Here is a 12,648-nt window from a genome sequence, read left to right on the forward strand (position 1 = left end):
GTGGTTGCTCCGTACGCCCACTCTCGTCTCGTCTGGTGCTTCCCGCAGCACGACCACACACCCGCGGCACTGACACCAGCTCCCACCCTCGCCACCGCACCCCGTAACGCACCCGCCAACCACACAGCAGGTCCCTCACCACACGCACCCGGCAACGCAAACCAGCCCACCACGACGGGGGTCCGGGGGCGCAGCCTCCCGGGCGGGGTCTGGGGGCTGCGCCCCCGGAAACAATGCCGACACAAGAAAACCGGCTCATGCTCCCAGTGAGCATGAGCCGGCCATTCTTGTGGAGGTGCCGGGAATTGAACCCGGGTCCTCTAGCGTCTTGACAGGGCTTCTCCGTGCGCAGTCCACTCTGTCTCTACTTGGCCCCTTCAGTCACGTGAACAAGCTGAAGTGACGAGCCCAGCCACTGTTTGCTTCCCAACCAGGCCCCGTGGCCGGGACTGGCGGTAAGCCTCCTAGCTGATGCCGACTACCGGGTCGGAGGCGATCCCGGGCCGACAGACTCACTCTGCTACTTAGGCAGCAAGAGCGAAGTCGCGCTGGCTATTGGCCTTGGCGCTTATTGGTTTGCGATGACGCTTGCGGTGGTCTCTCGCCTGCACCGACACGCTTCCCCTGACTCAACGTCCAGAGTCGAAACCGTTCACCCCCTTGTAGGTGGTTCATAACCTCACCATCATAACGCGTGCGGCAACCTGGTTGATTCCCGGCGGCACCAGGCGGCACGAGGCCGGGGTGGGGCTGGCCCTACCCGGAACATGCCCGCGCACCCCATTCAGGCAAGGGCCAGGCGAAGCGATGCTGAGCAGGTCGTTCGCTTGGAGAAGGAGCCCCGCCATGGTCACCGTGTCCGCCGTGAGAAGGCGCCACCCGCCACTGGGTCGGGCGCTGGGGTTTCTGCTGCTCAACCTGCCTCTGGGCATCGTGTCGTTCACCCTGGTCACGGTGCTGCTGTCGGCCGGTGCCGGGACGCTCGTCGTGTGGCTCGGGGTGCCGCTACTGGGTCTGCTCGTCCTCCTGGCCCGCGGGGCGGGGCGAATGGAGCGCGCGCGGGTGTTTTCGCTGCTCGACACGTACGTGGACAGCCCCTATCTGCCGTTACCGCCGACCGGGCAGCGCGCTCGCTGGAGCACGCGGCTGAAGGACGGCGCCACGTGGCGCGACCTGTCGTACTTCTTCCTGCTTTTCCCCGTCGGTCTCGTCGAGTTCGTGCTGGTCGTGACGTTCTGGGCGACGAGCCTGGGCCTGGTCGCGCTGCCGATCTACTACCGCTTCCTGCCCGAGGGCGCCTGGTACTTCCCGGGATACGATGTGCGGTGGCTCACCGTCGACTCGACGGTGAGCGCGCTGCCCTGGGCGGCGCTGGGGGTGCTGTTCACCGCCCTGTCAGTGGCGCTGACCAGGGGCCTGGCGGCACTGCACGGCGAGCTCGCCGTGGCTCTGCTGCGGCCCACCGTGTCCCAGCGCCGGCGTATGGAGCGCTCGTGGCAGGAACTCGACGAGACGAGCACGGTGACCGGATGACCACGGAGCAGCAGCTGCCGGAGCATCCCCGGCCGAACCCCGCGCGCACGATCGTCTACATGATCACGAGCTTCGTGTTCCGCCTGGTCCAGTTCGTGCTGATCGTGGTGGGCGCGACGGTGGGCGTCGGCACGGTCGTGGTCTGGGTCGGCTTCCCGATCCTGCTCGCGACCACGGCGTTCGTCCGCTGGTCGGGTGACGCGGAGCGCCGCTGGGCGCGCACGATGCTGCGGACGCCGCTCACGAAGGTCGAGCGGCTGCCCCTCGAGGGCCAGTCGATGACGCGCCGCTGGCTCACCCGCCTCACCGACCCGACGACGTGGCGTGACCTCGCGTACCTGATGATCGCGTTCCCGCTGGCCGTCGCGGAGCTGCCGGTGGCAATCGCCTCGATCGTGCTGCTGCCGATGGCGATCTGGGTGACGCCGTGGCTGGGCTGGCTCCACGGCAACCTGGCCCTGTCGCTCCTGGGCCCGAACCGCACGAAGAAGCTCGAGGAGAAGGCCGAGCACCTGCAGGCGTCGCGGGCCCGCGGCGTCGACGCGGCCGAGGCCGAGCGGCGGCGCATCGAGCGCGACCTGCACGACGGCGCCCAGCAGCGGCTCGTCGCCGTCGCCATGAGCCTCGGGCGCGCGAAGTCGAAGTTCGACAACGACCCCGCCGCCGTGCGCGACCTCATCGACGAGGCCCACGCCGACGCCAAGCTCGCCGTCTCCGAGCTGCGCGACCTCGCGCGCGGCATCTACCCCGCCGTGCTCGGCGACCGCGGCCTCGACGCGGCGCTTTCGGCCCAGGCCGCGAAGTCGCCGATCCCCGTCGACGTGAGCGTGGACGTCGAGCCCCGCCCGCCGGCCGCCGTGGAGACCACGGCGTATTTCATCGTCGGCGAAACGCTCACCAACATCGCCAAGCACTCCGGCGCCACCGAGGCGGTCGTTAAGGTGTGGCGCAGCGAAACGCACGTGATCGTCGAGATCACCGACAACGGGCACGGCGGCGCCGAGGTTCGGCCCGGCGGCGGGCTCGCGGGCCTGGCCGACCGCGCCGCGACCATCGACGGCGTGATCACCGTGGTCAGCCCCGTCGGCGGACCGACCGTGATCCGGGCGGACCTGCCGTGCCAATGGTGACCCGCTCGTGAGTGAATAGCCCCGGAGCGTTTCTCTCACGAGCCTGGGGGCCTGATGCGAGTAGTGATCGCCGAAGACGCCGTGCTGCTGCGGGCGGGGGTCACGCGCCTGCTCGCCGACGAGGGCATCGACACTGTCGCCGCCGTCGACAACGGCGACGACCTGCTCGGCGCGGTCACCGAACACAGACCCGACCTCGCGATCGTCGACGTGCGCATGCCACCGACGTTCACCGACGAAGGCCTGCGCGCCGCCCTCGCCGCGCGCACCGCCGTGCCCGGATTGCCCGTGCTCGTGCTTTCGCAGTACGTCGAGGAGAGCTACGCGGTGGAGCTGCTTTCCGGCGGCGCCGGCGGGGTTGGTTACCTGCTCAAGGAGCGCGTCGCCGACGTCGCCGACTTCCTCGACGCCGTGCGCCGCGTCGCGGGAGGCGGCACCGCGATCGACCCCGACGTGATCGCGCAGCTGATGGCCCGCGGGCGCCACAACCCGCTCGACGCGCTCACCGCGCGCGAATCGGAAGTACTGGGCCTGATGGCGCAAGGGTTGTCGAACACGGCGATCGCCAACCGGCTCGTGGTGTCGCACGGCGCCGTCGAAAAGCACATCGGCAACATCTTCTCCAAACTCGGTCTCGAAGCCAGCTCGGAAGAACACCGGCGTGTGCGAGCGGTCCTGACGTACCTGGGCCGTTGAAGGCCGTCACCCGTATTGGCGGCAGCACGGGCGTGAGAGCCTCGCTTACCATGGACCAATGTCTGGTGAGGAGTTCCCGGTGACCGACCGCAGCGTCCGCTTCTTCGGCGGTCCGCTCGACGGCCGTGTCCAGGAGCTCACCGACGAAGAACCGGCCCCGGGCACGATCGTGCGCCACATCCACCTCCACGGCGGCCCGAAGATCGAGACGCTGTACGAGCTCGGCATGACCGAGCACGGCTGGGAGTACCGGGTGAGCGCCACCACGCACTCGGAACCCTCGCACTCGGAACCGGAGCCCGACGGCCTGAGGTAGGGACAACCCCCGTATCGACCACGGGCTGGCCGGAGGTCGAACTCGGCGGCTCACCCCGCTGTCCGGAAAGCCCGCGGCGACCAGCCTTAGAGGCATGACGACGAGCCTGCTGCGGGGCAGCACACCGGTCGCCTCCGGCGGCCGCGACAAGTTCCTCGACGTGGTCCGGGCAGGCGCGATCCTGGCCGTGATCACGCAGCACTGGGTGATGCCGGTGCTTTCGTACTCCCGCGGCACGCTGGCGACGGGCAACGCGCTCGCGACGCCCGGCTGGTGGGTCGTGACATGGCTTTCGCAAGTGATGCCGCTGGTCTTCTTCGCGGGCGGCGCGGCGAACCTGATTTCCTTGCGCCGCGCGGAATCCTCCCGCGCGTGGCTCGCCGCACGCGTCCGAAGGCTGCTGGTGCCCGTACTTCCGCTGCTGGCCGTGTGGCTCGTGGTGCCGGATCTGCTGCAGGGCATGGGAATTCCGCCGCAGCCACTACAGGTGGCCAGCTCGGTCGCCGCGCAGCTGCTGTGGTTCCTGTCCGTCTACCTGCTCACGGTGCTGCTCACGCCGCTGATGGTCGCGGCGCACCGCCGCTGGGGCCTGTGGGTGCCGCTGGTGATGGCCGTGGCGGGTGCGCTCGTCGACGTCGCGCGGTTCGCCGACCTCGGATTGATCGGGTACGTCAACGCGGTGTTCGTGTGGGTGGCCGTGCACCAGCTCGGTTTCGCTTACGTGGAGGGCCGGCTGGGCGAGCTCGCGCGGCGCGGTGCGCTCGCGTTGTCCGCCGCCGGTTTCGGGGTGACGGCGCTGCTGGTCGCGTTCGGCCCCTACCCCGCGAGCATGATCGGCATGCCGGGCGCGCCCGTGTCGAACATGAGCCCGCCCACCGTGTTGCTGCTGTTTCTCGCCGTGGGCCAGCTCGGTCTGCTGCTCGCGGTCCGCCCGCAGCTCAACGCGCTGGCCGCGCGCCCTGGTGTCGGCACGGCACTGAGCTGGATCGGCGCGCGGTTCATGAGTGTGTACCTGTGGCACATGCCGGCCCTGATCGTCGTCTCCGGCGTGACGGTGCTCGGCCTGGGGTACGCGACGCCGGCGCCCGGTTCGGCGCTGTGGCTGGTGCTGGCGCCGGCGTGGTTCGCGCTGTGCGCAGCCGTGCTGCTGGTGCTGCTGCGGCTCTTCTCCCGCTTCGAAACACAGCGCGACGACGTGGTGATCACCGCTCGGACGCCGCAGCTCGTGCTGGCCGGGCTGCTCGCGTCCGGTGGCCTGCTCGGGCTCGCCGCGCACGGGTTCCAGCCGCTGAGCGAAGGCTTCGCCCACGGTCCGATCCCCTGGGTCGTGCTGCTCGCCGCCGGATTCGCGCTGGCCGGCCGTCAGGTGTCGCTGACGCCGTTGCTCGGCCGGGCCGTCGCGATCACGGAGGCGGCGAAGGTCAAACGCTGAGCAGCTTCGCGGGCGTGTCGTGCAGCACGGCCCGCAGGAACGGCTCACCCAGGCGATCGTCGGCTGCCCAGCCGGCGATCGCCTGCAGCTGCGTGGCGTAGGCGTACGGGATGTTCGGGAAGTCGGTGCCCAGCACCACGCGGTCGGCGAACTCGACGAGCCGGTCGGTCCAGTCGGCCGGCAGCGGCGACATCTTCTGCGCGAACGGCACGCCGACCATGGTCGTGTCGATGTGCACGCGAGGGAAGCGCGCCATCAGGTCGAACGCGCTGGTGAACTCGGGCATCGCCGCATGAGCCAGCACGGCCGTGAGGTTCGGGTGCCGTTCGAGGACCTCGGCGAACACGTTCAGCCCCGTGAAATCGCCCCGTAGCGGGCCGTGTCCACAGTGGACTACCACGGGCACGCCCGCGTCGGCCAGCGAACCCCACACCGGCTTCAGCAGGTCGTCCCGCGGGTCGTACGCGCCGACCTGCACGTGGGCCTTGAAGCACCGCGCACCGGCGCGCAGGGTGGCGTCCACTGAGGACGCGGCGGCCGGCTCAGGGTAGAAGGTGCCCGTGGGCACCGCTTCGGGTACCTGCTCGGCGAACTCCAGCACCCACGACGTGAGCCACTCCGCCATGCCCGGCTTGTGCGGGTACACCAGCGGCGCGAACTGCTTCACGCCCAGCTCACGCAGCGTCTGCACGCGCTCTTGCTCCGTGGTCCGGTAGTGCACCGGCCATTCGGTGCCGTAGTGCGTCTGCGCCTGGTCGAAGTAGGCCCAGACCTTGTCCATCACGGGCTTCGGGAGGAAGTGCACGTGGATGTCGACGAGCCCGTCGAGGCCGAGGGCGGCGGTCCACCGAGCGACGTCGGCGTCCGAGACCGGACCGAGCGTCACTCCGTGAACCGGCCCTTCAGCGCGCGGCCCATGGCCTTGCTGATGTCGCGTTCGGCGTCGCGCTTGGCCAGCGTCTGGCGCTTGTCGTAGGCCTTCTTGCCCTTGGCCAGCGCGATCTCGACCTTGACCTTGCCGTCCTTGAAGTACATCGACAGCGGCACGAGCGACAGGCCGCTCTCCTTCGTCTTGCCGATCAGCTTCTCGATCTCACTGCGGTGCAGCAGCAGCTTGCGCGTCCGCCGCGGCATGTGGTTGGTCCACGTGCCCTGCGTGTACTCCGGGATGTGCACGTTGCGCAGCCACACCTCACCGTCGTCGACGGTCGCGAACGCGTCGACCAGCGAGGCCTTGCCCTCCCGAAGGCTCTTCACCTCCGTGCCCTGCAGCACCAGTCCCGCTTCGTAGGTGTCCAGGATGGAGTAGTCGTGCCGAGCCTTGCGGTTCGACGCGATGACCTTCTGTCCACGTTCCTTGGGCATGATGTCAACTCTACGTGGTTTTCCCCGCGCGAGCCGACAGGGTTTCCCCGCGCCGCTCCCCTGGTCAGGGCACCGCGCCGAGCCACCGATCCGGCGTGCCGGGCTCGTCGGCCAGGATGCTGCTCCGCAGCTGCAGCAACCGCGGAGACGGGCCGACACCCAACTCATCTACCAGCGTCGCGTGCAGGTCGCGGCAGGCCCGCAGGGCGTCGGTACGGCGGTCGCTGCGGCACAGCGCCTCGATCAGGCAGGCGTGCCGCCCCTCGTCGAACGGGTCTTTCGCCACGAGTTCCCCGAGAGCGGGAAGCAGCTCGGCGTGGCGGCCCAGCGCGGCTCGGCCTCGATCCAGGCGCGCACCGTCTGCCGGTGCAGCTTGTCGAGGCGGTGCCCTTCGAGGCGGCGGCCCAGCGGCATGCCGGCCGGTGCCGAACCCCGCCACAGCGCGAGGCCGGACCGGGCCGCGGCCGCCGCGTCGGTGTGGCGCCCCGCAACCGGCAGCACGCTGCGCTCGGGCTCGACGTCGCGGACATAGCCGGACGGCTCGCTCCGGACCGGCTCTGCACTCGGCGCGCCGAGCCCGGTGAGCAGGCGGCGCAGGTGGTGGACGTGCGTGGCCCACGCCGCGTGACTGTTCCCGGCCATCCGGACTTTGAGCCAGCCAGCAGGAAAACGCATAGAAGGTGACAAAACGACCACTCTCCCCGGACCCCAGTTCGCGGGAAACCTCTGCGCGCAATCGATCGAAGCACGATTCGGGACGGCCCGGACCCCGACGGCACCAAGGCGCACGCGCTGCTCCTGAAGACGTGTGCGTGCCGGGTCGCCATGACACGGAAAGCGGCTGTCGAGGCACCTGCCTTTCCACCAGGAATTGCGTATTCCTTTCTCATGTCGGCGATGGTGCCGCGCACATCCGACGACCCGCCGCCAAGAGGCCGGCCGCCTGGGGACGGGATCGTCGAAGTCCACGGAATCCGCGTACTCGTCCGGATTTCCGCAAGACGAGACTGTTGAACTGGGGGTTCACCTTTCGATTCGCCATGTGTCGCGCGCACAGCACCGACGACACTCCGCCCTCACGCGAGTTCTTCCAGCGAATGGTCGACGAACGCGGCTTCGGCCACAACACGCTGAGCGAGCTGCGGTCAACACCACGCTCCTTGTGCACGCGCGGATCGCGGCCGCGTTGCGCACCAGCCGGACGCGCCTGGCGGTGACGCGTCCCACATCATGAGCCCGGTCGGCGTACAAGGCATGAACACGGGCCTGCAGGACGCGGTGAACCTGGGCCGCTGCCTCGGTGGCGCCGTGCAGGGTGAGCCGCCCGAGTCGGTCCTCGCTGTGGCCGGGCCCCCGTGTCTCCCCAGCGTGGCGGGCTCTGGCGCGGCACGCCGGTGACCAGGTGCGGCAGGCGTTCGTCGTCGAGCCGCGGTACGGAGCAGGCCCGCCGGCCGACGCGCTGGGCCCGAAGCCGGTGGTGGCCGTCGTCCGCCCCGACGGTCACCCGCACGCGCTGCCGGCACCGTCCCAGGTGGACGAACTGGACGCCGCACTGGCCGCCGTGCCCTGAAAACGACGACGCCGCGTGGGCAGGACCGAATCCTGCCCACGCGGCGTCGGGGCGAAGCTAGTGGCGCACGTACAGGCGGAGCGTGACGTACCCGGTGATCGCCGAGATCACGACCGACACGGCCAGCAGGATCGGCGCCACGGGGAACAGCAGCTCCAGCGTGGTGATCTGCGGGAAGACCTCACCCGTGAGCACCGAGTCGAGGAACGTGAGCTTGGCGGCCAGCAGGAACAGGATGCCGAGCACGGCACCGACCACGCCGGCGACCACCGCCTCCAGGAGGAACGGTAGCTGCGTGTACCAGCGGGTCGCGCCGACCAGCCGCATGATGCCGACCTCCGTGCGCCGGGTGAACGCCGACACTTGGATGGTGTTCGCGATCAGCAGCAGCGCCGCGATGGCCATGATGAGCGCGATCCCGAACGCGATGTTGCGGATGCCGTTGAACACGTTGAACACGCGGTCGAGGAACTTCTTCTGGTCGTCGACCTTGCGCACGCCGGGCTTGCCCGAGTACTCCGCGATGATCGCGGCGCTCCGGTCCGGGTCCTTCAGCTTCACCTGCAGCGACGCGGGCAGCGCCTCCGGGCCGGTGAGCTCCAGCAGCTCGGGCTGGCTCGCGAAGATCTTCTTGAACCGCTCGTAGGCCTGGTCGCGGTTCTCGTACACCACGGACTCGACGCCGGGGTTGTTCTGCAGCGACTGGCGCAGCCCGCTGCACAGCGGCTGCGAGCAGTTCTTGTCGTTGGCGCTGATGTCCTCGACAAGACTGACCTGGACCTCGACCTCGGCGAGGAAGTTCGCCTTCATCTTGTCGATCGTCCGCACGGCCAGGAGGCCACCGCCGAGCATGGCGAGGGAGACCGCCGTGGTGAGGATCATCGCGATGGTCATCGTGACGTTCCGGCGCAAACCGGTGAGGACCTCGCTGAAGACGAAACTGGCACGCATCGCAGGTGTCTGTCCCTTGTTGGGTCGGGGCTGTCGGGGAAGGCGGGCGGCGGGTCGCTCAGCGACCGATGCCGTACACCCCGCGGGCGTCGTCGCGGATCACGCGGCCGAGCTGCAGCTCGACGACCCGGCGCCGCATGGAGTCCACGATGGAGTGGTCGTGAGTGGCCATCAGCACGGTCGTGCCCGTGCGGTTGATGCGCTCCAGCAGCAGCATGATGTCCTGGCTGGTGTCGGGGTCCAGGTTCCCGGTCGGCTCGTCGGCCAGCAGCACCAGTGGCCGGTTCACGAACGCGCGCGCGATCGCCACGCGCTGCTGCTCGCCACCGGAGAGCTCGTTGGGCAGGCGGTCCGCCTTGCCCTCCAGGCCCACGAGCTCCAGCACCTCGGGCACGACCTTCTTGATGGTCAGGCGCGGCTTGCCGATCACCTCGAGCGCGAACGCGACGTTCTCGGCCACGGTCTTGTTGGCCAGCAGGCGGAAGTCCTGGAAGACGCAGCCGATCGTCTGGCGCAGGCGGGGGACCCTGCGCCGCGCGAGCTTGGCGACGTCGAAATTGGACACCATCACGCGGCCCTTGCTCGGGACCTCTTCGCGCAGCAGCAGACGCAGGAACGTCGACTTCCCGGAACCCGAAGGGCCGATGAGGAAGACGAACTCACCCTTGTCGATCTCGACCGACACCCGTTCGAGGGCAGGACGGGTCGAGGTCTTGTAGACCTTGGAAACCTCTTCGAGCCGGATCACGGTTCGGCATACTACCCATGGGCCTCGTTAAGCCTGGGTTGCCCGTGCCCCCGATGCGGGCAAGGGACCCCCGCCGTCGCCAAGCGTGGCTTTTGCCGCGCCGGACGGTAGCGGAAGTCCCTTGTCCCGGAATCGGTTCCGGGTGTCGACAATGGATCCAGCCGCCCGTTCCCGGATCAGGCGACAGTGGACTCGAGCGGATGCGGATCAGGCGACCGCGGCCTGCTTGCGCCAGCGGATGCCCGCCTCGAGGAAGCCGTCGATCTCACCGTCGAGCACAGCGCTCGGGTTGCCGACCTCGAAGTCGGTGCGCAGGTCCTTGACCATCTGGTACGGGTGCAGCACGTAGGAGCGCATCTGGTTGCCCCAGCTGGAGCCGCCGTCCTTGAGGGCGTCCATTTCGGCCCGCTCCTCTTCCTTCTTTCGCAGCATCAGCCGGGCCTGCAGGACCTTCAGCGCCGCGGCCTTGTTCTGCAGCTGCGACTTCTCGTTCTGGCAGGACACCACGATGCCGGTCGGGAGGTGCGTGATGCGCACCGCGGAGTCGGTGGTGTTCACGCTCTGTCCACCGGGGCCGGACGAGCGGTACACGTCGACGCGGATGTCCTTCTCCGCGATGTCGACGTGGTCGACCTCCTCGACCTCCGGCAGCACCTCCACGTGGGCGAAGGACGTCTGGCGGCGGCTCTGGTTGTCGAACGGCGAGATCCGCACCAGGCGGTGGGTGCCCTGCTCTACCGAGAGGGTGCCGTAGACGTAGGGGGCGCTCACCTTGAACGTCGCCGACTTGATGCCCGCCTCTTCGGCGTAGGAGATGTCGTAGACGTCGGTGGGGTAGCCGTGGCGCTCGGCCCAGCGCAGGTACATGCGCAGCAGCATCTCGGCCCAGTCGGCCGCGTCGACACCGCCGGCTTCCGCGCGGATGGTGACGACGGCGTTGCGGTCGTCGTACTCACCGGACAGCAGCGTGCGGACCTCGAGCGCGTCGACGTCCTTGCCGAGGTCGGTGAGCTCGCCCTCCGCCTCCTGCATGCTGCCGGCGTCACCCTCGGCCTCGGCCAGCTCGTAGAGCACGCCCAGGTCGTCGAGGCGCGAACGCAGGTCGGACACGCGACGCAGCTCGCTCTGGCGGTGCGAGAGCTGGCTGGTGACCTTCTGCGCCTCCTCCGGGTTGTCCCAGAGGGTGGGGCTGGAGGCCTGGCTCTCGAGCTCCGCGACCTGCGCACGCAGCGCATCGAGGTCCATCACCGACTCGATCTGCGTCAGCTTGCCGGTCAGGTCCTTGAGGGCCGCATCGAACTCATCACTCACGTTTACCAAGGTTACGGCAAAACCCACGACCGGTTGCGAACCGGTCGTGGGCTGTGGCGTGGGTCAGGCCGACGGGATGGCGTCGAGCAGCTTCAGGGCGGCCTTGGCCTGCGCCTGCGCGAACTCGGCGACAGCCTTGGCGTAGGGGCCGTCGGCGGCCTTGGTGGCCGCCCTGGCCTCGTCGAGCTGTGCCTGGTAGGTGCCGCGCGCGGTCTCGAGCAGAGCGGTGCGCTGCTTCGCAGTGAGCGAACCGGCGTGCACGAGCCGCAGGATGAGCGGGCTGCGCAGGTGGTCGGGACCGGCCTCGGACGTGAGCCACGTCTTGAAGGCCTTCTTGCCGGCCGCGGTCAGCACGTACTGCTGGCTCGAGCGCGGACCCTGCTTGCCCAGCCGGACGAGGCCCTCCTTGGACAACGCCGGGAGCTCGCGGTAGACCTGGCTGCGGGTGACACTGAAGAAGGCGCCGAAGCGCTCGTCGGCTCCCGCGACCAGCTGCCCGCCGGTGGCGGGACCGTCGTGGAGGAGACCGAGCAGAGCGGCGGCTGTTGCATTCAATTCGGACACACCTCTACGTTCCCACTTCTTCGGCGGTATGTCCACAGTGGCCTCGGGATCTGTCCATTGTGGCTAGTGTTATCCCCTCGTTCGGCCCAATCCGGAAGCAGGTCCACTGTGGACCCGGACACGCTCCGCAATCACGAGGGCGCGAGTTCCGGCGCAAAACGACCAAGGGCTCGGAGCGCAACCACCACCCGAGCGAACCAGCAGGTCAGCGCACGAAAAAGCCCGGCCTGCACCATGTGCAAACCGGGCTTTTCGACAGTAGCGGGGACAGGATTTGAACCTGCGACCTCTGGGTTATGAGCCCAGCGAGCTACCGAGCTGCTCCACCCCGCGTCGTTGTGTTAATAGATTACACGGGGGGCGCAACGGGTTTCAGGCACCCCCACTTAAGACTCTTGTACGCGTGCGACCTGCGGCGATGGCGCGTCCAGCCACTGGCGGGCGCCGGCGAGCACGATGGCGAGCCCGTCGGAAAATCCGGCTTCGGGGTTGGCGAGCACGGCCGCACCCGCGGCTTCCGCCCCGTAGCGCTCGTCGCGTTGACCACGCACCGGATACACGGCCTGCTCTTCGATGGTGAAGCCGATCACGAAGCTGTAAACGGCGAAGTGCGCCCGTGCGGCGCGCACCGGATCGAGCCCCGCGTCGATCCGTTCCTGCAGCGGAGGCGGGCCGACCAGGCTCGTGTCGGTGAGGAACGTGCCGGAGAAGACCTTCGCACCGTCGCGATAGGTCAACAGGGTGTCGCGTAGGCCCCTGGCCTGGTACTCCAAGCGCTGCCACGCGTCGAGCCCGTCCGGCGGCACACGCTCGGCCGCGGCGTCGGCGAGCATCTGCGTGGCCATCTCGTCGAGCAGCTCCTGCTTGTTCTTGACGTGCCAGTACAGCGCGGGCGCCTTCACCCCGAGGTCGCCGGCGATCAGGCGCAGCGTCAGCCCGTTGAGGCCCACCTCGTTGAGCAGGCGCAGTCCCGAGCGCGCGATATCCCGCCTGGTCAGGGCCACGGGTCACCTCCTTGACAATTTAACGATG

At 69.0% G+C, this 12,648-nt stretch carries 15 protein-coding genes, 1 tRNA gene, 1 other RNA gene and 1 pseudogene; 7 read left to right on the plus strand and 11 right to left on the minus strand.

Annotated features, from left to right (window positions below):
• Nucleotides 1–287: 287 nt before the first annotated feature.
• Nucleotides 288–660, minus strand: a transfer-messenger RNA (tmRNA) gene (gene ssrA, locus AB0F91_RS35550).
• A 186-nt stretch (nt 661–846) separates the two neighbouring features.
• Between ssrA and AB0F91_RS35555 the strand changes: the two genes are divergently transcribed.
• From AB0F91_RS35555 to AB0F91_RS35575, 5 genes are all read left to right on the plus strand, one after another.
• Nucleotides 847–1,533, plus strand: a complete 687-nt coding sequence (locus AB0F91_RS35555; protein ID WP_360604831.1) for a sensor domain-containing protein — start codon at nt 847–849, stop codon at nt 1,531–1,533.
• Entirely contained in the window at nt 1,530–2,663 is a 1,134-nt protein-coding gene (locus AB0F91_RS35560; protein WP_360604833.1) for a sensor domain-containing protein, read from the plus strand. Before AB0F91_RS35555 ends, AB0F91_RS35560 begins: the two co-directional genes overlap by 4 nt.
• A gap of 54 nt (nt 2,664–2,717) precedes the next feature.
• Nucleotides 2,718–3,359 carry a response regulator transcription factor gene (locus tag AB0F91_RS35565; protein WP_360604835.1) on the plus strand — a complete coding sequence of 214 codons (642 nt, stop codon included), beginning with the start codon at nt 2,718–2,720 and terminating at the stop codon, nt 3,357–3,359.
• Nucleotides 3,360–3,438: 79 nt separating this feature from the next.
• Nucleotides 3,439–3,675, plus strand: coding sequence for a hypothetical protein (locus AB0F91_RS35570; protein WP_360604837.1), 237 nt, complete (start codon nt 3,439–3,441; stop codon nt 3,673–3,675).
• Between the two features lie 94 nt (nt 3,676–3,769).
• The gene (locus AB0F91_RS35575; protein WP_360604839.1) at nt 3,770–5,107 is read left to right on the plus strand and encodes an acyltransferase; all 1,338 of its coding nucleotides are present in this window, start codon (nt 3,770–3,772) and stop codon (nt 5,105–5,107) included.
• Here the strand turns inward: AB0F91_RS35575 and AB0F91_RS35580 are convergent.
• From AB0F91_RS35580 to AB0F91_RS35595, 4 genes are all read right to left on the minus strand, one after another.
• Entirely contained in the window at nt 5,097–5,993 is an 897-nt protein-coding gene (locus AB0F91_RS35580) for an amidohydrolase family protein (RefSeq protein ID WP_360604841.1), read from the minus strand. The genes AB0F91_RS35575 and AB0F91_RS35580 overlap by 11 nt on opposite strands.
• Nucleotides 5,990–6,472, minus strand: coding sequence for an SsrA-binding protein SmpB (gene smpB, locus AB0F91_RS35585; RefSeq protein ID WP_360604843.1), 483 nt, complete (start codon nt 6,470–6,472; stop codon nt 5,990–5,992). The genes AB0F91_RS35580 and smpB overlap by 4 nt, the downstream gene beginning before the upstream one ends.
• Nucleotides 6,473–6,536: 64 nt before the next feature.
• Nucleotides 6,537–6,758: a BTAD domain-containing putative transcriptional regulator gene (locus AB0F91_RS35590; RefSeq protein WP_360604845.1), complete on the minus strand. Its 222-nt coding sequence runs from the start codon at nt 6,756–6,758 to the stop codon at nt 6,537–6,539.
• Complete coding sequence (locus AB0F91_RS35595) at nt 6,716–7,114, minus strand: BTAD domain-containing putative transcriptional regulator (RefSeq protein ID WP_360604847.1); 399 nt, start codon at nt 7,112–7,114, stop codon at nt 6,716–6,718. The genes AB0F91_RS35590 and AB0F91_RS35595 overlap by 43 nt, the downstream gene beginning before the upstream one ends.
• A 582-nt stretch (nt 7,115–7,696) precedes the next feature.
• Between AB0F91_RS35595 and AB0F91_RS35600 the strand changes: the two are divergent.
• Both AB0F91_RS35600 and AB0F91_RS35605 read left to right on the plus strand, forming a co-directional pair.
• Nucleotides 7,697–7,870: pseudogene (locus tag AB0F91_RS35600) on the plus strand (FAD-dependent monooxygenase); the annotation flags it as partial.
• A gap of 4 nt (nt 7,871–7,874) precedes the next feature.
• On the plus strand, nt 7,875–8,042 hold the full coding sequence (locus AB0F91_RS35605) for a hypothetical protein (protein WP_360604849.1): 168 nt from the start codon (nt 7,875–7,877) through the stop codon (nt 8,040–8,042).
• 57 nt (nt 8,043–8,099) lie between these two features.
• Here AB0F91_RS35605 and ftsX read toward each other — a convergent pair whose 3' ends face one another.
• From ftsX to AB0F91_RS35635, 6 genes are all read right to left on the minus strand, one after another.
• On the minus strand, nt 8,100–8,993 hold the full coding sequence (gene ftsX, locus AB0F91_RS35610; protein WP_360604851.1) for a permease-like cell division protein FtsX: 894 nt from the start codon (nt 8,991–8,993) through the stop codon (nt 8,100–8,102).
• A 58-nt stretch (nt 8,994–9,051) separates the two neighbouring features.
• Nucleotides 9,052–9,741: a cell division ATP-binding protein FtsE gene (ftsE, locus tag AB0F91_RS35615; RefSeq protein ID WP_220246574.1), complete on the minus strand. Its 690-nt coding sequence runs from the start codon at nt 9,739–9,741 to the stop codon at nt 9,052–9,054.
• A 207-nt stretch (nt 9,742–9,948) separates the two neighbouring features.
• On the minus strand, nt 9,949–11,052 hold the full coding sequence (prfB, locus tag AB0F91_RS35620; RefSeq protein WP_354866860.1) for a peptide chain release factor 2: 1,104 nt from the start codon (nt 11,050–11,052) through the stop codon (nt 9,949–9,951).
• Nucleotides 11,053–11,115: 63 nt separating this feature from the next.
• The gene (locus tag AB0F91_RS35625; protein WP_360604853.1) at nt 11,116–11,616 is read right to left on the minus strand and encodes a helix-turn-helix transcriptional regulator; all 501 of its coding nucleotides are present in this window, start codon (nt 11,614–11,616) and stop codon (nt 11,116–11,118) included.
• A 259-nt stretch (nt 11,617–11,875) separates the two neighbouring features.
• Nucleotides 11,876–11,949: transfer RNA gene (locus AB0F91_RS35630), tRNA-Met, on the minus strand.
• A gap of 53 nt (nt 11,950–12,002) precedes the next feature.
• The gene (locus AB0F91_RS35635) at nt 12,003–12,620 is read right to left on the minus strand and encodes a TetR/AcrR family transcriptional regulator C-terminal domain-containing protein (protein WP_360604855.1); all 618 of its coding nucleotides are present in this window, start codon (nt 12,618–12,620) and stop codon (nt 12,003–12,005) included.
• Between the last annotated feature and the right edge of the window lie 28 nt (nt 12,621–12,648).

The sequence above is a fragment of the Amycolatopsis sp. NPDC023774 genome (assembly GCF_040639695.1).
Lineage (GTDB): Bacteria > Actinomycetota > Actinomycetes > Mycobacteriales > Pseudonocardiaceae > Amycolatopsis.